This window comes from Nocardia sp. NPDC004168, assembly GCF_040610355.1.
In the GTDB taxonomy this organism is placed as follows: Bacteria; Actinomycetota; Actinomycetes; order Mycobacteriales; family Mycobacteriaceae; genus Nocardia; species Nocardia sichangensis.
The window spans coordinates 470,336-495,523 of record NZ_JBEXME010000001.1; the positions used below are offsets into that span (position 1 = coordinate 470,336).

Genomic DNA, 25,188 nt, shown 5'->3' on the forward strand with positions numbered 1-25,188 from the left:
GAGGCGATGGGAGAGGACTGGAGCCGCTGGCTCGACGATGCGCCCGGGGAGGGCGCGGCGTCGAGCCGGCCGGTGCGTTCGAAGGCTCCGGTAGTGCGGCTGCGGCGCGGCAAGGGTGACGGTTCCGACGCGGATCGTCCGGCGCAGCGGCCGATCCTGGTGGTCGGTGGATGCGGTGGTGCGGGTACCACGACGACGGCATTGGGTTTGGCGGGTGAGATGGGCACGGGTGGAACGCCGACAGTCGCGGTGGACGCCACTTCGGCGGGCAGTGATCTCGCGCTGCGTGGCGCGGACGAGCATCTGCACCCGATCAGTTTGCAGTCCTGGTTGTACGGACGCGGTGACGACGAGCCCGCGCCGTTGAAGGAGTGCCTGTCGCGGGCGACCTCGGGCGTCGGCCTGCTGTGGCGCGATGCCGCGCCGCTGCGCAGGCGTGCGACCTACCTCACGGTCGCCCGCGCGGTGCGCGACGCCGGATACACCGGCGTCTACGACGGGGGGCATCCGATTGCCGCCCGGCAACTGCTTCCCTTGCTCGACGACGCGGAAGTCGCTCTGGTACTTGCCATTCCGGCGCGCAACGACGCGGCCAACCGGCTGCGGGTCGCCCTGGAATGGCTCGACGACCAGTTCGGTGACGCCGAGGAAGGACATGGCGGCGGCATCGTCGGCGACACCACCATCGTCATCTCGCACCAGTATCCCGGCGACGACTCCCGGGTAGCGGATCATTTGCGCCAGCACCTGTCCGGCTGGGTTCGCGATATCAGGGAGATTCCCTACGATCCGCATCTGGCCCGTGGTGAACTCGTGCGGCACTCCTCCTTGGCGGACGAGACGCGCCGGGCGTATGGGCGCCTGCTCGCCGGGGTGGCATCATGACCGCCGCCATGATTTTTCCGCGTCAGCCCGATCCCGCGCCCGCCGGTGTGATCGCCCCGCCGGAGTCCCGCCGTGCCGCCGTCTGGGACCGTCCCGTACCGGGTGTCGGCCGTGCGCCGCTGGTCTGGCTGCTGGGTGTGCACGGCGGAGCGGGAGCCAGTACCCTCGCGCATGTGCTTGCGCCCGCGGCGGATTCGGGCCGCCGCTGGCCCGGCGTCTTCGACCGCGAAAGCCCGTTCGTCGTCCTCGTCGCCAGGGAGACCATCGCCGGTCTGTCTCGCGCGCACGACCTTCTGCGCCAACATCTTTCGGGTTTCGCCGGTCCTTCCGACGTGCTCGGCCTGATCACCGTCGCCGCCAGGCCAGGACGGATGGCTCCCGAGATCCGGCGCTACCGAGACGTGGTCGGCTCCCTGGCCGGACAGGTGTGGCAGGTGCCGTGGTACGAGGAGTGGACGCTGGTCGAACCGGAGCAGCTGCCGGTGTGGTCGCCCGGTGACCTGGTGCCACCGCGGAAACGCAAGCTCGATCTGCTGGAGGAAGTCCCGCTCGATGTCCGGGAGCTCGGCGCCGACATCGTGGCGGCAGCTCGGACGGCACTGGAGGAGGTCGGCTACGACCGCGGGTCTCCGGATCTTCGCAAGCCGTCCGATGAGTGAACGTCCGCATCGCATCGGCGACCACCACCCACTATTCGAGAAAGGCACCCGATGAGCACGCTCCTCCTCGCCGTGCAGGACACGTACGGCACCGTACTCGCGCAAGTCGGTAATCCGACGCCCGAGGCGCCGCCCGGTTCGGAGAAGATCCTGCAGCTGGTGCGGTATCTCACGTGGTTCGTCCTGTTGTCCGGGATCTGCGGCATCGTCTACGCGGGCGGCAAGTTCGCCTGGGAGAAGTGGACCGGTGGTGGTCTGGAGTCGCCGAAGATGGTGGCGGGCGCGATGATCGGCGGCGTGGTCGCCACCAGCGCGGGCACCATCATGAACGCGGTCATCGGGACCTGATGTCGGCGATGGGTACCGTATACATGCTCGCGGCCGGGTCGCTGGCCTACAAGCAGATGCCCGCCGACGTCCTCGCACCGCTGATGCAGCTGCTGAACTGGCTGCTGTGGTTCGTCCTTCTGGTGTGCCTGGCCTGGATGATCGTCTCCGCGGGGAAGCTGTGGCTGGTCTTTCGCAGTGACCTGGCCATGAACGATGCCTCGCACGGCGTTCTGATGAGCCTGCTGGGTGCTGTGGTGGCGAGCACGGCGTCGGGGATCGCCCTGGCGTTCCTGCCCGCGTGAGCCGCCGGAGCGGGACGGGGACGACGCGGGAATGAATTCGACAGTACTGCGGCCGGCGGACACCGCGGCGTGGCGGCGTGACATCCGCCGCCCCGCGGCCGGAGTCGTCGGCGCCGCGCTGCTGTTCGCGGCGGTCGGCTGCGGCGGTGGCGCGGACTCGGTGGGGCCGGACCTCTCGGCCGCTCCCACCGATGTGCGGTGGCAGCCGTTCCAAGGGGTGCCGCTGCCGCACACCGGCCAGGGACCGCGGTCGACGGCCGACGGCGCGGCGACCGGTTTCGAGCACTCGCCGCGCGGCGCGGCCATCGCCGCGCTGACCCACTCCGTGCGGCTGGCCGTGGCGGCCGATACTCAATGGGCGAAAGTCGCTGCCGCGGAGCTCGTTCCGGGTCCGGCCAAGGACGAATGGGCGATCAACCGGGTGCAGCTGTCGATCACCGGCCCGGCGGGCCCGGAGTTCGCGCCCCGTTTGCTCGGCTACAAGATCACCGGCTACTCGGAGTCGCGGTCCACCGTGGACGTGTATACGGAGTACTCCGACAGGTCGAAGGCAGTGCACCACACGGCCGTGGAGTGGTTCGGCGACGACTGGAGATTACGGCTGCCGGATCCGGATTCGACCGTGCGACCGATCGATTCGATCGACGCATTACCTACCGACATCGTGAAAGTGGAGGCACCGACGTGAGCGACAGGGAGTCGTACGCGCGCGACCGTGTCTCCTTCGGGATCGTCGCATCCGCCGCCGTGCTGGCGCTCATCGTGGTGGTCGGCATCTTCGTTTTCGTCAGCCGTGACGACGAGCCGGTCGCAGGCGCGCCCGCCGTCGCCGAAGGCTCCGGCGGAACCGGCTTCGCGAGCCCCGAGCTGGACATCCTCGGCAGGCGGGTCGACATCCCGAACAACGCTGCCGGGCAACCGCTCGCGCAGGACCCCTCCCGGCAGCGCAAGCCCAGCGACGCGGACTGGCTGACCGCCGCGCCGGAGGGTACCGCCGAACCACATGGCTGGCAGCGGGTGTACGGCGCGTCCGTCCCGTTCTCCACCTCCGACGGGCCGACCCGGATCGAGGACGACTTGGCCGTCGGGTACTCGCACACCCCGCAGGGCGCGGTGCTGGCCGCGGCGCAGATCACCTACCGGCTCAACGCCCGGCCCGCCGACCGTGACCTGTACGTGCGCCAGGTCCGGGTCTCCGCCCAGCAGATCGCCGCCTACGACAAGGCGCTGGCCGACTCCCGGCTGCCGAAGCAGCAGCCGGAAAAGGTGACCCGCTACTTCGTCGCCTCGGACGCGTTCAAAGTGGATGACTACGCCGACGATCTCGCCATCGTCCGGTTGGCCACCAGGGGCCCGGTGATCGACGGCAAACAACTGTGGGCGGCGACGCGTCTGGCCATGGTGTGGGACGCGGGCGATTGGCGCCTGAAGCCCACGACCACCAACAACGCCCAGACCGAGTACGTCGAGTCGTTGCAGGGGTGGACGCGATGGTGAGTCGTAGGAGGTCTTCCGATCGCATGCCGCCTGCCGTGCTGGGCGCGGGAGCGGTACTGGCCGTGGCGGTGGCCGCGGTCGTCACCGTGTTCGCGGTCCGGGACGACGACGCGGCAGCCGGCCAGGTGTCGCAGACGACGGCATCGGCCGACCTTTCCGGCGCACCCGGTCCGGGGTCGTCCTTCGCTGGAACGGGTGCGGACTCGTTCGGCCATCGTTTCGATATCCCGAAAGACCCCGCCGGGCAGGCGCTCTCGCAGTCGGGCGCGCCACGGACGCCGACCGATCCGGAGTGGCAGACCGGCGCGCCGGGCGGGACGAACCAGCCGGGCGGTTGGCAACAGGTGTACGGCGGCCCCGTGGTTCCGTTCTCGACGACCGATGGACCCGCGCGCGTCGACAACGGTGTGCCGACGGGGTTCGCCAAGACCCCGCAGGGCGCCGCCCTGGCCGCCGAGCAGATCTACTGGCGGACCGTGGCGCGGCCCACCGACCACACGCTGTGGCAGCGGTTGGTGATCCTCACGCCCGAGGAACTCGCCGACCGGGAGCGCAAGATCGCCGAGGGCAAAGTGCCCGACGTCTTGCCGGAGAGCGTCAAACCGCTGCTGTACGCGTCCGACGCATTTCGAATCGAAAGCTATGGTGACGATTTCGCTGTTGTTCGTGTCGCCCGCAAGACCCGTGAGTTCCTGCACGGCGGGCGAAGTTGGGTGGCCATGAGACTCAACGTGGTATGGCGTGACGGTGGCTGGAGATTGAAGTCGTCCGCGGGCGACGCGCAGCCGCTCGAAACGATCGGTTCGATCGATGGGTGGACACAATGGTGAGGCGGCTAGTCACAATCCTCGCGGTCATCTTCACTGTGATGATCGCGACTCCGACCGTGGCCTACGGCCAGACGTACGGCTTCGACGATACGTGCAACGAGATCCACGACAGCCTCGACGGCCTCGGGCTGCCCGGCTTCACCCTCGGTGACGCCGCGTCCGCCGCGTGCAAGGCGGGCAATGCCGCCTCGCATCCCAACCAGGCTGCGACGGCGGTGAAGGACAAGGCCTGGGACTCCACCTTCGGCAAGGTGGTCGATTCGCTGATGAACGGTCTCGGCGAGGCCATCATCCTGGCGTTGACCTTCTGGATGAAGGTGCCCAACGAGGCGGTCAGCGATTCCGGTTCGTTGTTCACGAAGATCAACGACTACACCTATCAAGCGCAGATCCTGCTGCTGATAGCGTCGGTGATCCTGTCCGGGGCGCGATTGGCCGAAGCCAGACGCGGGGCCGCGATGAACGAGGCGGCCGAATCGTTCCGGATGTTCACCCGTGTCGTGTTCAGCTCCTGGATGCTGGGCGCGGTCATCGTCGCGGGCACGCAGGCGTCGGACCGCTTCGCGGAGTGGATCATCGACGACTCGACCAACGGCAATGCCAAGGACCTCGCCGAGCTGATGGTGAAAACCAGCAAGCTGCAGGCTTTTTCGCCCGGCCTGGTGCTGATCATCGCGATCGTGGGCCTGCTCGGCGCGCTCGCGCAGATCGTGCTCGCCATCGTCCGGCAGGGACTGCTGGTGATCGCGGCCGGTGTGCTCCCGCTGGCCGCGGCGGCCTCCGGCATGAACATCGGCAAGCAGTCCTATCAGAAGCTCATCGGCTGGATCATCGCCTTCATGCTGTGGAAACCGGTGGCGGCGATCGTCTACATGATCGCGTTCACCACGGCGGGCCACGTCGACTCGCTCACTCCGACCAGCGGCTTGCCCGACGGTGAGCAGGCCCAGCGCATGCTGGTGGCGATCGTGCTGTTGTGCAGCGTGGCATTCGTGTTGCCCGCGCTGATGCGACTGGTCACTCCGGCCGTCGCGATCGTCGGCAGCGGCGGTTCGGGTTTCACCGCGGCGGGCGGCACCTTGGTCGGTGTGGCTGCTCTCGGCGCCATGGGCACCAAGGCGGTCGGCGTGAAGGGCACTGCGGCGCCGGGCCGGGCAGGCTATGTGAGCGGCAGCGGCACCGGACCGCGCCCGGGCGGCGCGGGCGGACCGCGAGGTGGCGGCGGCGCACCTCGGCCGACGCCGCCGCGTGGGGGCGGCGGCCCCCAGGGCGGCGCGGCTCCGCGCGCCTCCGGACCTGCGGGCGCGGCCGGGGTAGCGTCCGGAGCGGCCAGGACGGCAGGCCGGATCGGCGCGGCGCGCGCCGCGAGCGGTGGGCTGAGCCGGGCCGACCAAGCCATGGGTGACGTCGCGGGCGATCGCTGGACGAACCGTTCACCCGACCTCGGGAGGAGCACCATTCCGCGATGACAATCACCGACACCTACGAGCGCCGCTCGTACGGGCTTTGGCAGAAGCCGCGCAGCGCAGGCCTTTTCGGCTTGCGCTGGGAGGAAACCGTGCTCGGCTTCGCGGTCGTGATCACGGCGCTGATCACCGCGATGGTCGGCGGCTTCCAGTGGGGTGTGATCGTCGGCGGCGTCGGTGTCGTCGTGATGGTCCCACTGGTGTGGCGGACCGGAGGTCGTTCGGGCTACGAGACGGGATTGATGATGTTCAACTGGATGCGCTCGCGCAGTCGTGGCGAGCACGTGTACCGCGGTGGCCGCTTCTCCCGGATCCCCGGCGGCGTCACCCGTTTGCCGGGCCTGCTCGCGCCCTCCAAGTTGTATGAGGGCATCGACGCGGGTGGCTACAGCTTCGGCATGATCCACTTGCCGCAGTTCGCCCAGTACACCGTGGTGCTGCGCGCGTGGCCGCAAGGTCATGAGGCCGTGGACCAGCCCGTGATCGACCGGTGGGTGTCGGCGTGGGGAACCTTCCTGGCCTCGGTCGGACAGACCAGCGACATCGTCGCCGTGGTGCCGGTGATCGACACCGTGCCGGAGACCGGAAACCGTTTGCTCACCGAGGTTTCCACGATCACCAGGCCCGAGGCGCCCGAACTGGCCCAGCAGGTGATGTACGAGTTGGCCACCGAACTGCCGCAGGAGCGCGTGCAGTTGCTGCCGCGGGTGGCGATCACGTTCAAGGCCACCACCGCCGAGCGCCGCAAGAACCCGGCCGAAGAAGCCGTGGAGATCGGCCGGCGCCTGCCCGGCATCTGCGCCGCGCTGGCGGAAGCCGGTGTGCGCGCTCAGCCGATGTCGGCGGACGAGGTGATCTCGTTCATCCGCCGCAGTTACGATCCCGCCTCGCAGGCCGACCTGGAGGTGGCCGCGGGCGAACCCGAAGGGCACGGCCTGGACTGGGCGGACGCGGGCCCGGTGTCCCACGACGAGAAGTGGGATTACTTGGTGCACGACGGTGGCCGGTCGGTCACCTGGGAAATGGATGCCGCCCCCGAGGGCGCGGTCGACGAGCGGGTGCTGCAGCGGCTGCTCGCGCCGAATCCCGAAGTGCCGCGCAAACGTATCGCGATCGTGTACCGTCCGCACTCGGCCGCCGACGCCGCCGAGATCGTCGACGACGATTTCAAGAACGCGTTGGTGGCCCAACAGAGCGAACGCGGAGTCGTGTCCGCGGCGGCGACGCTGCGGGTGGGCGCGACTCAGCAGGCCCGCGAGGAGCAGGCCAGGGGTCACGGTGTGACCCGCTTCGGGGCGCTGGTGACCATCACCGAGCCCTTGCGCGGTGACCTGCCGCGCATCGAAGCCATCACGCGCGACCTGTCGACCCAGGCGCGCTTGAAGATTCGGCGGTGCTACCGCTACCAGGCGGCGGCCTTCGCGGCCTCGCTCGGTTGCGGGGTGATCCTGCCGGAACACGCGACAATTCCGAAGGCACTGGCGGGGTGAGCGATTCATGGCACGCGACTACGAGCCACCCGTGCGGGAACGGGACGAGGACGCACGCCGCAGGCGGCTCGAACAATCCGGCCGGGACGAGTGGGGACAGCGGCCGGAACGGCGGCGCCCCACACGGGACTCGGCGCGGGTGAACGGCGAGGACCGGCTGGGCGTGGACACGACCGACCGGCGAGCGGGCGAGCGTCGCGCTCGACCGGGCGCGGGCCGGTCCGACGGCGTGCGCGCCGACCGGGGGCACAACGAACGCTCCCGGGCCGAACGGAACCCCCGCATGTCCCGCGACGCGGTCACCGAGCGCATCGCCGCGCGGCCGGAGCGCAGCGGCGCCAGGAACGGTCGCGTGGCACGGCCCGCGAAGGTCGACTACACCGCCGACCGCGCGATGGGCAGCCCGTACACGGACAAGGCGGCCCGTCGCGCGAAGGCGAAAGCCGATCGGCGCAAGCAATCCGGGCCACCGCTGCTCGACGACGCCACCCGTGCCAAGCTGGAGATGCTCGCCCGGGAGGGCAATGGCTTGCGGGCGGCATGGGCGCAGTTCCGGGTCCGCACCGACGACATCCGCCGCCGCAACTACGCGGCCCGCGCGGAGCAGACGATCGAGGACGGATTCGACCGCAGCACAGCGCAACTCACCGACCGCGGCTACGCGGGCGCGGGCGGCGGCCGGATGAACGTGGTCGGCCGCCCGGTCGAGTACCGTGCCACCACGGCCCAGGTCGCCGGTCTGTGGCCCTGGTCGGTCGGCGCGGGCGCGCCGCTGATCGGCACGCCCCTCGGTTCGCATCTGCACACCGGCGCGCCGGTCTGCTTCGACCCGATGAACTGGTTCATGCGCGGCAGCTTCATCACCGCGCCCAGCCTGTTCGTTCTCGGCCTCAACGGTTTCGGCAAGTCCTCGCTGGTCCGCCGCATCGTGCTCGGTGGCATCGCGCAAGGGATCACGCCGTTGATCCTCGCCGACGTCAAACCGGACTACCGGAAGATGGTCGAGCTCGTCGGCGGCCAGGTGATCGACCTGGGCTACGGGCACGGCAAGCTCAACCCGCTCGCGGCGGGCGTGCTCGGCGCGGTCGTCCCGCGACTGGAAGAGTTCCCGGCGTTGCAGCTGCAGGTGTTGCAGGACCTGCGGGCCAGGCAGGTGACGTTGATCGCGGGCCTGGTGGAACTGGTACGCGGCGATCGTGTCCGCGATTACGAGGAGACCCTGATCGCCACCGCGCTGCGCATACTCTACCGGCCGGGCAGCGGGTACACGCCGGACCAGCCGCCGATCATGGAGAACCTGCTCGAGGTGATCGTCGGCGGCGGCGAGGACTTGATGCTGGACGCGGGCGCCGACGACACCGCGGAGTACCAGGAGGCGATCAAGGGGCTGCGCCGCTCCCTACGCGCGCTCACCCAGGGACCGTTCGGCGCGGTCTTCAACGGCCAGACCACCGTGCCGATCGATACCAGCGCGGTCGCGGTGTGCATGGACGTCTCACACATCCCGACCGGCGACAAGAAGCTCAAAGCCGCGGTCATGCTGGCCTGCTGGGCCGACGGGTTCGCCTCGGTCGAGGCCGCGCACGTGCTCGCCGACGCGAAACTCGGTCCGCAGCGCTATTTCCAAGTGGTGATGGACGAGCTGTGGCAGGTGCTCGGCCTCGGTGACTTCATGGTCGACCGCGTCGACGAGCTCACCCGCTTGCAGCGCGGCATCGCCACCGCGCTGATCATGATCAGCCACACCATCAAGGACCTGCAGGCGCTCGGATCGGAAGCCGCCATCGCGAAGGCGCTCGGTTTCCTCGAGCGGGCGCGCGCCAAGATCTTCGGCGCGCTTCCGGCCGAGGAGATCAAACGGCTCGACAGCACGGTTCCGTTCACCTCGGCCGAGGAGGAGATGGTGACCGGATGGTCCGCGCCGCAAGCGCTGACCGGCGAGGCGCTCAAACCGGGACAGCAGCGGCCCTCCCCGCCCGGCACCGGTAAGTTCCTGCTGAAAATCGGTGAGGATCGCCGCCCCGGTATCCCCTTCCACATGGAATTCACGCTGTCGGAGAAGGAAAGCGGGATCCACGACACCAACCAGCGGTTCAGCGAGTTCACCGAATCGATCTCGCGAGGAACGGATTCACCGGGGAGCGCCGCATGATGCCGCACCGGTCCTACCGACGCGTCTCGCCGGAGGTGCGTCAAGCGGCGGTCGAACAGGTCATCGCGCTGACCGGCAAGCTGCGCAGTGAATCGGAGGCATGCCGCGTGGTCGCCGAGCAGATCGGTGTGCACACGAACTCGGTGCGCAATTGGGTGCGCGCGGCCGAAGGCCCCAGTCTGGAGCGGATGGACGCCACCGCGCTGCGGCGCAAGGTCGCACTGCTGCAACAGCAGTTGGCTGCCGCCGCCGAGATGAACCGCACGCTGGCCGACACCCTCAACGAGACTCGGCGCCGCACGTGAACCCGGGCTGCGCGCGGCACGATGCCGGAGTGCGGCGGTGAGCGGCAAATCCGTCTTGTGGACGGCGCTGGGCGCGGTGCTCGGCCTGATGACCATCGTGCTGGTCATCGTCATGCCCGCCGTCGACGACGCCTGTGAGGGCGGCTCCGTGCTCGGATCGCAGTCGGCGCTTCCGCCGCTGGGCGGTTACCCGCCGGGCGATCGGCGCGCCGCCGCGACAACAGGTTCCGGGGCGAGCCGACCCAATCCGGCCGCGACCGCCACACCCTCACTCGCGGCGGGAGTCGGCCCGCTACGCCGCACGTTGCCGATGGCCACCGGAACCTTCACGGTGTCGGACACGTTCGGCGCGCGGGGTGGCGCGCACAAGGGCGTCGACCTGGCCGCGCCGGACGGCACGCCCATCTTCTCGGTCTCCGACGGCCGCGTCGTCGCCGCCGGTCCGGCATCCGGATTCGGCAACTGGATCGTCGTCGACTCGGTGGACATCAACGGCCGTTCGTACTCGGCGGTCTACGGCCACATGTGGGACTCCGGCGTCCTGGTCCGGCCGGGCGATACGGTGACCGCAGGGCAGCACATCGGCGCGGTGGGGTCGGCGGGTGAATCCAGCGGGCCCCACTTGCATTTCGAGATCGTCCCGGGCGGCCGTTTCACCGGCGGACGGCAGATCGATCCGCTGCCCTGGCTCGACGGTGCGCCGACCCCGGATGTCGGCGGTGCGCGAGCGTATTCCAGCGATCCACGCTGCAGCCTCGGTTTCGGCACCGCCGGTGGCGCGCTGGCCGCGGGCAAGGTGCCACAAGAACTGGAGATCTGGTACCGCCGTGCGGGTTCGATCTGCCCGCAGATCACGCCGTCGCTACTGGCCGCGCAGGGCAGGCAGGAATCCGGTTTCCGGCGCGGCGCGACCTCGCCCGCCGGTGCGCAGGGCCTGGCCCAGTTCCTGCCGACCACCGCGGTGAGCATCGATCCCGACGACGGTCAGCCGTACGTGATCGATGCCGACGGCAACGGCGTGGCCAGCGTGTGGGACGACGGGGACGCGATCGTCGGCCAGGGGCGTTACATGTGCGCGATCGCGCACCAGATCCAGCGGTGGCAGGCCGAGGGCAGGGTGCAGGGCGACATCGTCGCTTTGACGCTGGCGGCGTACAACGCCGGCGAAGGCGCGGTGCTGGCCTCGGGCGGCATGCCGAACCAGCTCGCTGCGCACTACGCCGAGACCCAGCCATACGTGCGCAACATTCTCACCATGGAAGCGCAATACCGAGCGCCGGGTTCGCTCGGCCGGTTCACCCCTGGGCAGGGTTCGGCCGGCGACCAGATCGTCCAAGCCGCGCACGAGTGGCTCGGCACGCCCTACGTGTGGGGCGGCGGGGGACCCCAAGGACCGAGCGGCGGGGGGTTGGACGGACCGGGCCTGACCGCGGCGGCGGTGTTCGCGGCGTCCTCCGGCGCGGTGACGTTGCCGCGCACGGCCGAACAGCAGTGGGAGGCGGGCGCGGAGGTGCCGATGAGCAAGGCGCAGCCCGGGGATCTGGTGTTCAGCTCGTTCGGCGCGCGTGGCCCCGCGCAGGTCGGCGTCTATGCGGGCAACGGCCGGATGATCCAGTCGGTGCCCGGCGCGGACGTCCGATCCGGCGGCGGCGTTTCGGAAGTCGCGGTGCCAGGAGACGGACGGGCGAGGAGGGTGCTGTGAGCGTTCACGGGCGCGAACACACGGCGGCGGGACTGCCGCGACGCCCCGGTGTGCGGTTAGCCTGGATGGACAGAGCAAATGCACGCGCGAAACTGGTGGTGATGCTGGTGGTGAGCGTCGCGGTGCTGGGTGCGGCCTGTGGCCGGACGGACCGCGCGGACTCGGGATCCGATGCGGCGCATTCCGCTACGTCCACACCCCGGTTGCTGGAGGGCGTGCCCGCCCCCGACCCGGTGACGCCGGACGGCGTCGCGGTCGCGGCGTTGCGGGAAATCTACAGTTGGCAGCCCGCCACCGAGACCCAGGGCGAGTCGCTGGGCCGAGCGCGGAAGTTTCTCGGCCCCAGCCTGATTCGTATGCTGGATGCGACGCCGACCGCGGTGCAGACGCCGAAGTCGACACTGCAGTGGGCGGATTGGGCGAGGGAAGGGGCGCATGTGGAGGCGTTCACCTTCGCGTCCGGCGAGAAGGCTCCTGCCCTCAGTGATCCGAACGTCCAGCAGTTCAAGATCGGGATCGAGCAGACCGTTGTCCATCCGAACGGACGCAAGGAGCCGCTGCCGCCCGCGACGGTGATCGCCACCGTCGTGCGCACACCCGACGGCTGGCGGCTCGACGCATTCCGCTGACCACTCGCTTTCCGTACCGGACGGCCGACCCAGGAGGGACACATGGCGAAGAAGAAAAAGGTGACGGATCCGGCCATCCCCGGACCCGATGTCAGCCTGCTACTGACCTACGCCGGCTTCGCGATCTTCGGAACCCTCTGGCTCGCGCTGCATCTGGGCAACATGCTCGAGGGCAGCCCGCAGAAGGTTCCGTTCAACCCGATCGCCATCGCGGCCGATCTGGCGCGAGGAAGGCTGCGCTGGCCGGGCGCGGCGACGGCGATCGTGCTGCTGGTGATCCTCAGCGTCGTAGCGTATCTGGTGATCCGCAAGGAGTTGCAGAAGCGCCGGTCCAAAGGCAGGTTGCCGGTCGACGACAAGGCCGACGTGATGGGCAACGGCGGCGCGATCTCGATGCTCACCGAAGCGGGCGTCCGGGAGAAGGCCGAGCAGCTGGGAGTGAGACTCGGCTACGACGACGCTCCGGGCGTGCCGATCGGCGTTGGTGTGGCCGACGGGGTGATGCTCTACGGTTCGTACGAGGATCTGCACCTGGACATCTGGGGTCCGCGTCAGGGCAAGTCGACCTCCCGGGTCATCCCGGCGATCCTCAGCGCGATCGGCCCGGTGCTGGCCACCTCGAACAAGCGCGACGTGGTGGACGCCACCCGAGACGTGCGGGAGTCCAAGGGAAGTCCCACCTTCGTCTTCGACCCGCAGGGTGTCGCGGGTGAAGAGCCGACCTGGTTCTGGGATCCGCTGTCCTGGGTGGACGCCAAGCGCGAAGGTTGTGAGATGCGCGCGGCGCGGCTTGCGGGGCACTTCGCCGACGGTGACGACGGCCGCGACACGAAGACCGACGCGTTCTTCGATCCCGAGGCCGAGGACCTGCTGGCCGGGTTGTTCCTCGCCGCCGCCGTCGGCGACCGCAACGGCAGCAGGCCGATCGTGCAGGTTTGGGAGTGGGTGACCAATCCGCAGGACACCGAGCCCATCGAGCTGCTGCGCGCTGCCCGCCATCACTACACGGCCTCGGGCCTGTCCTCGCAGTACAACACCGATCCGCGCACGCGCAGCGGCATCTTCGGCACGGCCAAGAAGATGATCCGCTGCCTGAAACTGTCGAACGTGCATCCGTGGATCTCCCGCGGCGGCGACCGCAGGGAATTCGACGAGCTGGAGTTCCTGGAGAACAACGGAACGCTCTACAGCTTGTCGCTGGAGGGCCGCGGTTCGGCCGCGCCGCTGGTGAGCGCGCTCACCGAGGCGGTGGTGGACGTGGCGATGCGCAAGGCGTCGCAGTCGGCCGGTGGCCGCCTGGCGATCCCGCTGCTCGCGGTGCTGGACGAGGCGGCGAACGTGGTGCGCTGGAAGGATCTGCCCAAGCAGTACAGCCACTTCGGCTCCCGGGGCATCGTCGTGATGACCGTGCTGCAGTCCTGGGCGCAGGGCGCCCGCTGCTGGGGCGAGAGCGGCATGAACGCGTTGTGGTCGGCGGCGAACATCAAAGTGCTCGGCAGCGGCGTGGACGACACGAAGTTCCTGCAGGAGCGTTCGGACGTGCTCGGTGAGTACGACGCGATCTCGCAGTCGGTCTCCGAGTCCAAGGGCGGCAAGAGCTACTCACGCTCGCTGGGCTCGTCCAAGACGTTCTCGGTCAACGGTCTGGCGACGCTGCCGCGTGGGCGGGCCATCCTGTTCCCGTCCGGTGCGCCACCGGTGCTCATCCGTACCGTGCCGTGGTGGGAGGGTGAGTACGCTTCCGACGTGAAACAGTCCATCTCGCACCATGATCCGCAGCGCAAGACGCAGATCGCGGACGTCATCGGTTCGCCGTCGCTGAGCAAGTCGACGCCACCGCCGGAGTACGGCCAAGTCGAGGAGGTCCGGCCGCTGTGAACGAACCGCAGCAGAACATGCACTACGCGAACGTGGTCGAGTTCGTCGAGAACTATCTCAGCGTGATCTACCGTCGGCAGGTCACCGATCTCAGTGACACCGTGTGGTGCCCGGAGTGGTGGCAGCACGCGGAGGCAATTGCCCGGCTGGACGCGTTATGGCGCGCTTGGGAGCACTACCGCCAGGACGGGGCGACCGGACTGAGCGTCTGGTTCCTGGATCATGCCGATCCGCATATGGCGAAATTGTTCGATCCCAAGGGACCGTTCAAGTATTGCAGTGTGCGCAACGGTCATAAGGACATGCTCAACCCGCTGCCGACGAAGGCGCCGCAGAACGGCATGTTCAGTGACCCTACGATCGGTAACTTCCCGCCGTAGTGGCGATGCGTCACGGCGATTCTCGCCGAAAGGGTTCGGAACGGACGAGTGCCCGCTGGATGATCCAGCGGGCACTCGTCCGTCTCGTGCTATCGCGTGCGCTCCAAGCCGCGGGGATCCTGTTCCCGTCCTGCCCTGGTAACCGCGGGCGCCTCGCCGGGGCGGGTGCGTACGGCCTCACCCGGCGGCTGTGCCTGCCCTACTTCGATCAGCATCCGCACCGCGGCGAGTTCCGGCGCCACACCCATTTTCGCGAGATGTGCCGCGATCGCCATCCGGCGTTCCTGGGAGTCGTACTGCAAGGCCGGCTTGGCGGCGGCGGCATTGGCCGCCATCCGTGATGCCTCGGCCTGCGCGGAGAAGCGGTCCTTCTCCAGGGACACACCCTTTTCCGGGATCGGCTTCTCGATCAGCCGGGCCAGCTCGGTGTTGCGCGGGTCCTTGGCCTTCGCGTCCCTGGCCTCCCGCAACTGCAGTTCCTTGGCCTCTTTGATCCGGGCCTCGGTGAGCTTGACGCGCGCTTCGGCTTCCTTCTGACCACGCTCGCGGGTACGCAAGGCGACGAGCGTCGCAAGCTGCAACATTGTCCTCATCATGGCCGCGGTTTCCCGGCCGATGTCGTCCAGTTCCTCGGACATGGCTGCTCCCCGATGCTGCGGTGATCACTATGGATGATGGTGGTGCTTCGTTACGGACGCCGCCACGCGAACTGTAGTCCCGTGCAGCGGGTCCCGCCTGCAAACGTGGACACCCGAAGAACTTGCGGCGTGGCACTTCCTGCCCGGGGATAGCCCGGCCGAGGCCGCACTACGCTGCAAGAACTCCTTGTTTCGAGGTTACCTGACAAAGGTCGGCACAATCGCACGAGCGTGCTGCTTTATCAGCATATATCGCACATTTCCGGCGTGTCTTCGGGCGCGCCGGATGATCTTCGGGCTGAGGGCACCCTAACCGAAGAAAGGTTCCACTATCCGCACTTCGGCTGCAGGGACGTGGATACGGCTCGGGCCCGCGGCCGAGACGCCGCGGGCCCGGATCCGCACTCAGCGGTCGATGCGCACCGACTGGATCGTGACCGGCTGCTTGGGCTTCCCGTCCCCGGGGCCGTTGGAGTCGTCCTGGCCCAGCGCGGCGATCTTGTCCAACGTGCCGAGGCTGTTGTCGTCCACGGTGCCGAAGATCGTGTACTGCGGCGGGAGCAGGGAATCGGAGTACACGATGAAGAACTGGCTGCCGTTGGTCCCCGGCCCCGCGTTGGCCATGGCCAGCACGCCACGCTTGTACGAGATCGGCTCCGAAGTCGCCGCCGGATCGTTCGCAGCGTACTGGTCGGTCGGGTATTCGTTGTCGAACTCGTAACCGGGCCCACCCATTCCGGTACCCGTGGGGTCGCCGCACTGCAGGACCTTCAGGCCCTCGCCCGCGGTCATGCGGTGACAGCTGGTGCCGTCGAAGTAGTTCTGCGCCGCCAGACTGACGAAGCTGTTCACCGTGCACGGCGAATCGGCGTTGTTCAGGGTCAGCCCGATCGGCCCCTGGCTGGTGTCCATGCTGACGCTGACCTTGGCGTCGACGCCGGTGGTTGGGACGGGGCCGGCCTTCGGCTTGTTCACCGGCTTGTCCGCGGGCTTGGCGCTGTCGCTGTAGGTGCAGTCGACCGTCGCGGGCTTGGCCTTCGCGGAGGGCGGGGCGGCCGCGGCGGGAGTGCTGGACAGCGAGGCGTCGGCGGCATCGGAGCTGTTGCTGTCGTCGCCGCGGGTCAAGAAGTACACCCCGGTCACGGCGGCGACCACGACGACGACACCGAGTACCGATCCGGCAATGGTGAGTTGCTTGCGCTTACGCGCCCGCTCGGCCCGGTTGGCGAGCTGACGTTCCAGCTTGCGTTTCGCCGCTGCTCGTCGCTGTTCGTTGCTCGGCACTACCACGTTCCTCCCGTATCCGGTTACATCGGGATAAGAGTGTGCCATTTCTACCTGAGACTGTTCCGCAACCTTCCTGAGAGTCGGTTCGGGGAACCGGTTGGACTTGCGGTGCCGTAGTGGTGGAAACTGGAGCATCGTGACCAAGACCAGCAGCTTCTCCGCCCCGAAGGGGGTACCGGACTACGTGCCGCCCGGCTCGGCAGAGTTCGTCGCGGTGCGCGACGGCCTGCTCCGCGCCGCCCGACTGGCCGGGTACGGGCATATCGAGCTGCCGGTCTTCGAGGACACGGGCCTGTTCGCCCGCGGCGTCGGCGAGTCCACCGACGTGGTCACCAAGGAGATGTACACCTTCCCCGACCGCGGCGACCGCAGCGTCACGCTGCGTCCCGAGGGCACGGCGGGCGTGATGCGCGCGGTCATCGAACACGGCCTCGATCGCGGTCAGCTCCCGGTGAAGCTGTGCTACGCGGGTCCCTTCTTCCGCTACGAGCGGCCGCAAGCGGGCCGGTACCGCCAGTTGCAGCAGGTGGGCATCGAGGCGATCGGCGTCGACGATCCGGCGCTCGACGCGGAGGTCATCGCGATCGCCGATGCCGGGTTCCGCGGCCTGGGCCTGGACGGATTCCGCCTCGAGGTCACCTCGCTGGGTGACGAGACGTGCCGCCCGCAGTACCGCGAACTGCTGCAGGATTTCCTGTTCGGACTGCCGCTGGACGAGGAGACGAAGCGGCGCGCCCAGCTCAACCCGCTGCGCGTGCTGGACGACAAGCGGCCCGAGGTACGGGAGATGACCGCGAACGCGCCGCTGATGATCGATCACCTGTCGGAGTCGGCCAAGGCGCACTTCGAGCAGGTACTCGGCCACCTCGAAGCGCTGGGCGTGCCGTACGTGGTGAACCCGCGCATGGTGCGCGGCCTCGACTACTACACCAAGACCACGTTCGAGTTCGTGCACGACGGTCTGGGTGCGCAGTCCGGCATCGGCGGCGGTGGCCGTTACGACGGTCTCATGGCCGAGCTCGGGGGGCAGCCGCTGTCGGGTATCGGATTCGGCCTCGGCGTCGACCGGACCATGCTGGCGCTGGCGGCCGAGGGCAAGTCGGCGGGCAACCCGGCGCGCTGCGAGGTGTTCGGCGTGCCGCTGGGCGACGCCGCCAAGCAGCGGCTCCTGGTGGTCGCCGCGCAGTTGCGCGCGGCGGGCGTCCGGGTCGATCTGGCCTACGGCGGGCGCGGTGTGAAGGGCGCGATGAAGGCGGCCGACCGTTCCGGGGCGAAGTTCACCCTCGTGCTCGGCGATCGTGACCTCGCGGAGAACACCATCGGGCTCAAGGACATGGCGACCGGTGATCAACGGCAGATTCCGCTGCCCGAGGCGGTCGGCGTGATCCGGGAGTCGCTGGCCGGGTAGCGGGGCGGCGGGTGCGCGCTGCCCGTCGAGTTTCGCGACGCGCCCGCCGCGCGCACGGTACTGTGCGTCGAACCCGTCGTCGGCCGGGTGACGGGAGCAGTAGCGTGACCGGCGCGCACACCACCGCCGCCGGAGTCGCGAGAGGGCGGAGTAGTGTCCACGAATTCTGATGACCAGCGGGCGCTCGCGCCGGTGGGCCTCGATCTGGTCGCGCCCGAGTTGTACGCGCCGATGTTGCGCCGCCTCGCGCTGGCCGCGTCGGGTATCGGGGTCGGCGCGGCGTTGCTGGCCGCGACCGTGGTGAGCTGGCCGATCGCCGCGGCGGTCGGCGTCGTCGTCGGCGCGCCGACCGTCCTGTACGCCGTCGCGCTGCGTCGGCGGCGAATGTGGTTGACCGGCACGATGATCCACGCCCGCAGACTGTTCGGTGAACGGCGGGTGGAGATGTCTGCGGCCACCGGGGTCGAGGTCCTGGTGTTCCCGGCCCGGTTGAGCCGGATCGCTCTGCGGGTCACCGCCGGTGAGGTCTCCCAGGTCGTTCCGCTGGCCATGTACACCGACGTGGGCAGCGGCCGCGAATTGCACCTGGTCGGTTTGCGCAGGCTCGCGGACGCGCTCGCCGCCAGTCGATTGGCCGCGGCCGTAGCGGTTTCCGAGATGCTGGTGCGGCAGTTGCGGGCCGAGGCGCGCGACGCCGGGCTGGAGGAACGGCCGCTGTATCGCGCCGTGCGGCTGGCGCGCGCCAAGGACACGGTTTCGCCGATCGTGCTGACCGACAGCGAGGTCGCCACACTCAGCTGACCCCGCGGTTCTCCTCCGGGGCCGGTGCCGGGCGGCGCACGAGTCACTGTCGCGTAGCTCACCGTCGGCCTTCGGCGGCGGTGAGAGTGGTTAGGGTGGGCAACAGAAGTCCGCCTACCGCAAGGAGTTCGTCGTGAGCACCGCCGCTGGGACCGTGACCGTCACCGTGACCGGAGCCGCGGGCCAGATCGCCTACGGCATGCTGTTCCGGATCGCTTCCGGCGCGATGCTCGGCCCGGACACGCGCGTGCGGCTACGGCTGCTGGAAGTCCCCGCCGCGGTGGCGTCGCTGGAGGGCGTCGCGATGGAACTGGAAGACGGCGCGTTCCCGTTGCTGGAGTCCATCGACATCAGCGACGACCCGTGGATCGGCTTCGCTGGCGCCGATATCGCCCTGCTGGTCGGCGCGCGGCCGCGCACCGCCGGGATGGAACGTTCGGATCTGCTCGCCGCCAACGGCGCGATCTTCACCGAGCAGGGCGCCGCGATCAACGCCAGCGCCGCGGACGACGTGAAGGTGCTCGTGATCGGCAACCCGGCCAACACCAACGCCTTCATCGCCATGAGCAACGCACCGGACGTGCCCGCCGAGCGTTTCACCGCCATGACGCGGCTGGACCACAATCGCGCCATCGCGCAACTGGCCAAGCAGACCGGCGCGCCCGCCGCCGACATCGCCCGGGTCGCGATCTGGGGCAATCACTCGGCGACGCAGTACCCCGACATCGCGCACGCCACCATCGCGGGACGTCCCGCCCTCGACCTGATCGGCGATCCGGCGTGGCTGACCGAGCAGTTCGTGCCCACCGTGCAGCAGCGCGGCACCGCCATCATCCAGGCCCGCGGCGCGTCCTCGGCGGCGAGTGCGGCCAGCGCCGCGATCGACCACATCCACGACTGGGTGCGCGGCACGCGGCACGGTGACTGGGTTTCCATGGCCGTTGCCTCGGACGGCTCCTACGGCGTACCGGACGGGCTGATCAGCTCGTTCCCGGTCACCTGCGCGAACGGCGAGTACACCATCGTGCCCGACCTGGCGATCGATGCTCTGGCCCGTCCCCGGATCGATGCGTCGGTCGCGGAGTTGGTGCAAGAGCGCGACGCCGTCGTCGACCTCGGTTTCGCCAAGCGCGCCTGACCGGCGCCGCGAGCGTCCGCCCCGCAGAGCCGGTCAGGCGCGGCCAGCTATCCGACCGTCCAGGTTTCGGATCCGGTGAGCAGGGACTGCAGCGATTCGGGACCGACGGGCTTCCGTTCCCGCGCCGTCTCGATCTGGTAGCGCACCGCGTCGTCGTAGGTCGGTCGAGAGACGCTGCGGAAGATACCTGTGACCACGTGTTCGAGCCCTTGATCGGACAGCCGCGACAACGCGTAGGCGTACTCCGGGTCGTCGGCGTAGGCGTCGTGCACCACGATATCGGACTCCGCGACGCTGTCGGCCCGGGCCACCGCGAGCCCGAAACCCCGTCGTATCACCGCGAATTCGCCCTCGGTGCCGAATCGGATCGGCTCGCCGTGCCGCAGCGGGACGAGATGGTCGGCGGCGTTGTCCCGGCGCAGCGCGTCGAACGAGCCGTCGTTGAAGATCGGGCAGTCCTGCAGGATCTCCACGAACGACGTGCCCCGGTGTTCGGCGGCGGCGCGCAGCACCTCGGTGAGTCCCGCACGATCGGAGTCGAGCGCGCGGGCGGCGAAGGTCGCTTCCGCGCCCAGCGCCACCGACAGGGTGTTGAACGGGTGGTCCACCGAGCCCATCGGGGTCGACTTGGTGATCTTGCCCTGTTCCGAGGTCGGCGAGTACTGGCCCTTCGTCAAGCCGTAGATCCGGTTGTTGAACAGCAGGATCGTCATGTTCACGTTGCGGCGCAGCGCGTGGATGAGGTGGTTGCCTCCGATGGACAGCGCGTCGCCGTCACCGGTCACCACCCAGACCGACAGATCGGGCCTGCTGACCGCCAATCCGGTCGCGATCGCGGGCGCGCGACCGTGGATGGAATGGATGCCATAGGCCTCCAAGTAATACGGGAAGCGGCTGGAGCAGCCGATCCCGGACACGAACATCAGGTTCTCCCGGCGCAATCCGAGTTCCGCCAGGAAGCCGCGCACCGTCGCCAGGATCACGTAGTCGCCGCAGCCGGGGCACCAGCGCACTTCCTGATCGGAGGTGAAGTCCTTCACCTTCTGCGGTCCGTCCGCGGACGGCACTCCGGATACACCGGTGAGTCCCAGATCGGTGCCGACCAGTGAGGTTTCCACGATGGTCATGCGATACCCCCAGACATCCGATATGTGGCTGCCTCGCCTGCGCTGGGCTGTGGACGGCCTTCGTCCGGCAGTGTTCTATAGGTGGCCCGCGCCCGTGCGGCGAAGACCTTGTTCTGTTCCAGCTCCTCGATCGACCCGTCCAGCGCCGCGTCGATGACCCCGACCAGCTCCTGGGCGGAGAACGCGGTGCCCGCGATCCTCGTCCACGGTCGCACGTCGACCAGGTACTTCGCCCGTAGCAGCGTGGCGAGCTGGCCGCCGTTCATCTCGGGCGCGACCACGACGCGATAACGGCGCAGTACGTCACCGAGGTTGGCGGGCAACGGATTCAGATGCCGTAGATGCGCCTGAGCGACCGGCACACCGCGCCGCCGCGCGCGACGGCACGCCTCGCCGATCGGGCCGTAGGAACTGCCCCAGCCGATCAGCAACAGCTCGGCGGTGCCGTCCGGATCGTCCACCACGAGATCGGGCACCTCGATGCCGTCGATCTTGGCTTGACGCAGGCGAACCATGAGTTCGTGATTGGCCGGGTCGTAGGAGATGTTGCCGCTGCCGTCCGCCTTCTCGAGGCCGCCGATGCGGTGGGCGCGGCCCTTCGTGCCAGGGACGGCGAGCGGCCGGGCGAGCGTGTCGGGATCGCGTGCGTACGGCTGGAACGGGTCGGTGTCGTCGCCTTCCGGTTCGAACGCCGGGTCGATCGGCTCCAGCTCCGTCACCTGCGGGATGGACCACGGTTCGGAGCCGTTCGCGATCGCACCATCGGACAGCAGCAGCACCGGAGTGCGGTAGGTGAGGGCGATTCGCGCGGCTTCCACCGCGGTGGCGAAGCAGTCGGCGGGGGAGCGCGGCGCGAGCACCGCCACCGGTGATTCGCCGTTGCGGCCGTAGAGCGCCTGCAACAGATCGGCCTGTTCGGTCTTGGTCGGCAGTCCGGTCGACGGTCCGCCGCGCTGCACATCGATCACCACCAGCGGCAGCTCCGTCATCACCGCCAGGCCGATGGTCTCACTCTTGAGCGCCAGCCCGGGGCCGGATGTGCTGGTGACGCCGAGCGCACCGCCGATCCCGGCGCCGAGCGCCGCGCCGATCCCGGCGATCTCGTCCTCGGCCTGGAAGGTGGTGACGCCGAAATTCTTGTGCTTGCTCAGCTCGTGCAGGATGTCCGAGGCCGGAGTGATGGGATAGGTGCCGAGGAAGACGGGCAGCCCGGCGAGCTGACCGGCGGTGATCAGGCCATAGGCGAGCGCGGTGTTGCCGGTGATCTGGCGGTAGGTGCCCGGCGGGAGTTCGGCGGGCGCGATCTCGTAGGTGGTGGCGAAGCTCTCGGTGGTCTCGCCGTAGTTCCAGCCCGCCCGGAACGCCAGGATGTTGGCCTCGGCGATATCGGGCTTGGTCGCGAACTTCTCCCGCATGAACTGCTCGGTGCCGCCGATCGGGCGCCCGTACATCCAGGACAGCAGGCCGAGGGCGAACATGTTCTTCGCACGCTGGGCGTCCTTCTTGCCGAGTCCGGTCGATTCGGTGGCGCCGAGGGTGAGCGAGGTCATCGGGACGCGGTGGACCACGAAGTCCGACAGTGTCTCGTCGGCCAGCGGATCGGCGGCGTAACCCACCTTGGCGAGGGTCCGCTTGGTGAACTCGTCGGTGTTGACGATGACGGTGGCGCCGCGCGGGAGATCCTCCAGATTCGCCTTGAGCGCGGCCGGGTTCATCGCGACCAGCACGTCGGGCTGGTCACCCGCGGTGAGAATGTCGTAGTCGGCGATCTGGATCTGGAAGGACGAGACGCCGGGCAGCGTGCCCTGGGGCGCTCGGATCTCGGCGGGGAAGTTGGGCTGGGTGGCCAGGTCGTTGCCGAAGGCGGCGGCCTCGTGGGTGAAGCGATCGCCGGTCAGCTGCATTCCGTCGCCGGAGTCCCCGGCGAACCGAATGACGACCTTTTCCAATTTAGCTGTGCCGACATCGTTTTGGTGTGAAACCATATGCCTGCTTCACTTCCTCGTCGCTGAGAGGTGCCATCGCCAAACTACTCCGTCGAACGCGGTGCGCGCCCGTGAAGCGCGCGGACCGGCGAGATTCGGCGGTGCGGGCGTCAGGCGAACAATGCCAGCTGTGCGTCGCTCGCGTGCGCGGTTTCGGCTCGTGTCTCCGGTTCGGGCCGTCCGCGCGCCGTCAAACCGTGCTCCGCCAGCAGCGGAGCGACCCGCGCGCGCAGCCACGCGGAATACTCCGGCGTGACGTAGGCGCCGCGCCGGTACAGCTGGCGGTACCGGCGCAGCAGCGCCGGATGGTGCTCGGCCAGCCAGGACAGGAACCAGCCCCTGGTACTGCCGCGCAGGTGCATGGGGAACGCGACCGCCGATCGAGCCCCGGCCTCGGCGATCGCGCCGAAGACCGCGTCGAGGTGGGCGCGTCCGTCGGTGAGGCAGGGGATGACCGGTGCGACCAGCACGTTGACGGCGAAGCCCGCGTCGGCGAGCGCGCGAACCAGGTCCAGGCGGGCTCGTGGTGACGGTGTGCCCGGCTCCAGGCTGTGGTGCAGATCCTCGTCCAGTATCGCGATGGACATCGCGATACTCACGGGCACCTCGCGGGCGGCCGAGGTGAGCAACGGCAGGTCCCGTCGCAGCAGGGTGCCTTTGGTGAGGATGGAGAACGGGGTGCCGGATTCGGTCAGCGCGCGAATGATGCCGGGCATCAGGCGATAGCGTCCCTCGGCGCGCTGATAGGGATCGGTGTTGGTGCCCAGCGCGACCGGCTCGCGGCGCCAGGACCGCCTGCCGAGTTCCTTGCGCAGCACCGCGGCGACATTCGTCTTCACCACGATCTGCGAATCGAAGTCCCGGCCCGCGTCCAGATCCAGATATTCGTGCGTGCCGCGCGCGAAACAGTAGCGGCAGGCGTGCGAACAACCCCGCATGGGATTGACGGTCCATCGGAACGGCACGTTCGCGCCCTCGGGCACCCGGTTCAGGGCGCTCTTGCACAACACCTCGTGGAATGTGATGCCCTCGAACTCCGGCGTCCGTACGGTGCGCACCAGACCGGCCCGGGACAGCCCGGGCAAGGCGCCGTCCTCGGCGTCCAGGGTCTGGCTTTGCCACCGCACCCTCTCAGTCGAACATGTGTTCTAGCAGCTGTCAAGCGATCTGCTTGGTGCCGGGCGGTGTCAGCGCGGCCGGGTCGGCGAAGAAGGTGACCAGGTCGCGCACCGTGTCGTCGAGCGGGCGCGGCCGGTAGCCGAGCTCGCGCTCGGCCTTACCGTGGTCGACCACCGGCGCGGAGATCAGCGCGCCCAGCGCCGCCTTGGAGACGATGTCGGAGTTGAACAGCTTGCCGATCGGCGCGAGCACCGGGATGACGCCGGACACGAGCTTGGGGGAGATGGCGAACCTCGGGCCGCGCTTGCCGCCATGGGTCGCGGCGACGCGGCACAGTTCGAGCATCGAGATCATCGATCCGCCGAGCAGGTAGTTCTCGCCCGTGCGGCCTTTCTCGCCCGCCAGTACCAGGCCCGCGGCGACGTCGCGCACGTCCACCAGGTCGAATCCGCCGCCGATCATGGCGGGCACGCGCCCGAGGGCCGCGTCCTTGAGCGTCCGGTTGATGCGCGAGAGCGGCTTGCTGTGGTCCAGTGGGCCGAAGACGCCGGTGGGATTGCACAGTACCGCGTCGAGTCCCTGGTCGATCACTTTGCGCAGCGCCACCTCGCCCGCCCATTTCGAGCGGTCGTAGACCGGCAGCGCCGGGTCGGTCGACCGCGGCGCGTTCTCATCGATCCGGCCGCCGCAGCTGTACTGGTCGAACGCGTGGATCGAGCTGGCGTGCACCATCCGGCGCGCGCCGACCGCCAGCGCCGCCTCGGCGACCACGCGCACGCCCTCGGTGTTCACCCGCCAGGCGAGATCGTTCTTCTCGGCCAGGGTGATCACCGCGACCAGGTGGTAGACCACCTCGGCGCCGTCCAGCGCGGCGCGCATCGACGCCGGGTCGAGCACGTCGCCACGCAGCCAGGTGACGCCGGGTGCCGCCGGCTCGGCGGGAACGGCCCGATCGATGGCCGTGACCTGGTGACCGCGCTCGGTGAGGAGGCGGAGCAGATTCGTGCCAAGGTAGCCGGCTGCGCCGGTCACTGCGACCTTCATGGGACAGAGAATATAGAACTTGTTCTAATTTGCAACACGTTCCAGTTCTGCCGGGTTTGCCCGGTGTGCGGCGCGTTCGGGCTCGAAACATGCCGGTCCGGTCCGCTATATTGAGCGCAACCGTAGCGGCCCTTGC

General features: G+C 69.0%; 24 protein-coding genes. 18 read left to right on the forward strand and 6 right to left on the reverse strand.

Features of this window, described 5'->3' with window-relative positions:
• Window positions 1-6 precede the first annotated feature (6 nt).
• The 15 genes from ABZW96_RS02375 (at window position 7) to ABZW96_RS02445 (ending at window position 14,505) form a co-directional block, all read left to right on the forward strand.
• Window positions 7-885 (forward strand): hypothetical protein, encoded by an 879-nt coding sequence (locus tag ABZW96_RS02375; RefSeq protein ID WP_355070507.1) that lies wholly within the window; start codon window positions 7-9, stop codon window positions 883-885.
• Window positions 882-1,544 carry a DUF6668 family protein gene (locus tag ABZW96_RS02380; protein WP_355070509.1) on the forward strand — a complete coding sequence of 221 codons (663 nt, stop codon included), beginning with the start codon at window positions 882-884 and terminating at the stop codon, window positions 1,542-1,544. The genes ABZW96_RS02375 and ABZW96_RS02380 overlap by 4 nt, the downstream gene beginning before the upstream one ends.
• Before the next feature lie 51 nt (window positions 1,545-1,595).
• The gene (locus ABZW96_RS02385; protein WP_039799032.1) at window positions 1,596-1,892 is read left to right on the forward strand and encodes a hypothetical protein; all 297 of its coding nucleotides are present in this window, start codon (window positions 1,596-1,598) and stop codon (window positions 1,890-1,892) included.
• Window positions 1,892-2,176 (forward strand): hypothetical protein, encoded by a 285-nt coding sequence (locus tag ABZW96_RS02390; protein ID WP_355070511.1) that lies wholly within the window; start codon window positions 1,892-1,894, stop codon window positions 2,174-2,176. Before ABZW96_RS02385 ends, ABZW96_RS02390 begins: the two co-directional genes overlap by 1 nt.
• Window positions 2,177-2,207: 31 nt before the next feature.
• Entirely contained in the window at window positions 2,208-2,864 is a 657-nt protein-coding gene (locus tag ABZW96_RS02395) for a hypothetical protein (protein ID WP_355070513.1), read from the forward strand.
• Window positions 2,861-3,673, forward strand: a complete 813-nt coding sequence (locus ABZW96_RS02400; protein ID WP_355070515.1) for a hypothetical protein — start codon at window positions 2,861-2,863, stop codon at window positions 3,671-3,673. The genes ABZW96_RS02395 and ABZW96_RS02400 overlap by 4 nt, the downstream gene beginning before the upstream one ends.
• Before the next feature lie 23 nt (window positions 3,674-3,696).
• A complete protein-coding gene (locus ABZW96_RS02405) occupies window positions 3,697-4,503 on the forward strand; it encodes a hypothetical protein (RefSeq protein WP_355070517.1) in 807 nt (268 codons plus the stop codon).
• 38 nt (window positions 4,504-4,541) lie between these two features.
• Window positions 4,542-5,972, forward strand: coding sequence for a hypothetical protein (locus ABZW96_RS02410; RefSeq protein ID WP_355070519.1), 1,431 nt, complete (start codon window positions 4,542-4,544; stop codon window positions 5,970-5,972).
• On the forward strand, window positions 5,969-7,459 hold the full coding sequence (locus ABZW96_RS02415; RefSeq protein ID WP_355070521.1) for an SCO6880 family protein: 1,491 nt from the start codon (window positions 5,969-5,971) through the stop codon (window positions 7,457-7,459). Before ABZW96_RS02410 ends, ABZW96_RS02415 begins: the two co-directional genes overlap by 4 nt.
• 7 nt (window positions 7,460-7,466) lie before the next feature.
• On the forward strand, window positions 7,467-9,611 hold the full coding sequence (locus ABZW96_RS02420) for a hypothetical protein (RefSeq protein ID WP_355070523.1): 2,145 nt from the start codon (window positions 7,467-7,469) through the stop codon (window positions 9,609-9,611).
• Window positions 9,608-9,916 (forward strand): transposase, encoded by a 309-nt coding sequence (locus ABZW96_RS02425; protein ID WP_067802237.1) that lies wholly within the window; start codon window positions 9,608-9,610, stop codon window positions 9,914-9,916. Before ABZW96_RS02420 ends, ABZW96_RS02425 begins: the two co-directional genes overlap by 4 nt.
• Before the next feature lie 37 nt (window positions 9,917-9,953).
• Window positions 9,954-11,618, forward strand: a complete 1,665-nt coding sequence (locus ABZW96_RS02430; RefSeq protein ID WP_355070525.1) for a peptidoglycan DD-metalloendopeptidase family protein — start codon at window positions 9,954-9,956, stop codon at window positions 11,616-11,618.
• A gap of 65 nt (window positions 11,619-11,683) precedes the next feature.
• Window positions 11,684-12,247 carry a hypothetical protein gene (locus ABZW96_RS02435; protein WP_355070527.1) on the forward strand — a complete coding sequence of 188 codons (564 nt, stop codon included), beginning with the start codon at window positions 11,684-11,686 and terminating at the stop codon, window positions 12,245-12,247.
• A gap of 42 nt (window positions 12,248-12,289) precedes the next feature.
• Complete coding sequence (locus ABZW96_RS02440) at window positions 12,290-14,125, forward strand: TraM recognition domain-containing protein (protein WP_355070529.1); 1,836 nt, start codon at window positions 12,290-12,292, stop codon at window positions 14,123-14,125.
• The gene (locus ABZW96_RS02445) at window positions 14,122-14,505 is read left to right on the forward strand and encodes a DUF4913 domain-containing protein (RefSeq protein WP_355070531.1); all 384 of its coding nucleotides are present in this window, start codon (window positions 14,122-14,124) and stop codon (window positions 14,503-14,505) included. Before ABZW96_RS02440 ends, ABZW96_RS02445 begins: the two co-directional genes overlap by 4 nt.
• Before the next feature lie 89 nt (window positions 14,506-14,594).
• Here ABZW96_RS02445 and ABZW96_RS02450 read toward each other — a convergent pair whose 3' ends face one another.
• Both ABZW96_RS02450 and ABZW96_RS02455 read right to left on the reverse strand, forming a co-directional pair.
• Window positions 14,595-15,143: a hypothetical protein gene (locus ABZW96_RS02450; RefSeq protein WP_355070533.1), complete on the reverse strand. Its 549-nt coding sequence runs from the start codon at window positions 15,141-15,143 to the stop codon at window positions 14,595-14,597.
• Window positions 15,144-15,548: 405 nt separating this feature from the next.
• Entirely contained in the window at window positions 15,549-16,427 is an 879-nt protein-coding gene (locus ABZW96_RS02455) for a peptidylprolyl isomerase (RefSeq protein WP_355070535.1), read from the reverse strand.
• 139 nt (window positions 16,428-16,566) lie between these two features.
• Here ABZW96_RS02455 and hisS point away from each other — a divergent pair, with 139 nt between their 5' ends.
• From hisS to ABZW96_RS02470, 3 genes are all read left to right on the forward strand, one after another.
• A complete protein-coding gene (gene hisS, locus ABZW96_RS02460; protein WP_355070537.1) occupies window positions 16,567-17,838 on the forward strand; it encodes a histidine--tRNA ligase in 1,272 nt (423 codons plus the stop codon).
• Between the two features lie 153 nt (window positions 17,839-17,991).
• Window positions 17,992-18,639 carry a hypothetical protein gene (locus tag ABZW96_RS02465; RefSeq protein ID WP_355070539.1) on the forward strand — a complete coding sequence of 216 codons (648 nt, stop codon included), beginning with the start codon at window positions 17,992-17,994 and terminating at the stop codon, window positions 18,637-18,639.
• 133 nt (window positions 18,640-18,772) lie between these two features.
• Window positions 18,773-19,777, forward strand: a complete 1,005-nt coding sequence (locus ABZW96_RS02470; protein WP_355070541.1) for a malate dehydrogenase — start codon at window positions 18,773-18,775, stop codon at window positions 19,775-19,777.
• 47 nt (window positions 19,778-19,824) lie between these two features.
• On the opposite strand, the gene ABZW96_RS02475 is transcribed toward ABZW96_RS02470, so the two are convergent.
• The 4 genes from ABZW96_RS02475 to ABZW96_RS02490 form a co-directional block, all read right to left on the reverse strand.
• Entirely contained in the window at window positions 19,825-20,904 is a 1,080-nt protein-coding gene (locus tag ABZW96_RS02475) for a 2-oxoacid:ferredoxin oxidoreductase subunit beta (RefSeq protein WP_355070543.1), read from the reverse strand.
• The gene (locus tag ABZW96_RS02480; protein WP_355070545.1) at window positions 20,901-22,889 is read right to left on the reverse strand and encodes a 2-oxoacid:acceptor oxidoreductase subunit alpha; all 1,989 of its coding nucleotides are present in this window, start codon (window positions 22,887-22,889) and stop codon (window positions 20,901-20,903) included. The genes ABZW96_RS02475 and ABZW96_RS02480 overlap by 4 nt, the downstream gene beginning before the upstream one ends.
• Before the next feature lie 110 nt (window positions 22,890-22,999).
• The gene (locus tag ABZW96_RS02485; RefSeq protein ID WP_355070547.1) at window positions 23,000-24,016 is read right to left on the reverse strand and encodes an Rv2578c family radical SAM protein; all 1,017 of its coding nucleotides are present in this window, start codon (window positions 24,014-24,016) and stop codon (window positions 23,000-23,002) included.
• 31 nt (window positions 24,017-24,047) lie between these two features.
• Complete coding sequence (locus ABZW96_RS02490; RefSeq protein WP_355070549.1) at window positions 24,048-25,052, reverse strand: NAD-dependent epimerase/dehydratase family protein; 1,005 nt, start codon at window positions 25,050-25,052, stop codon at window positions 24,048-24,050.
• Window positions 25,053-25,188: the final 136 nt, after the last annotated feature.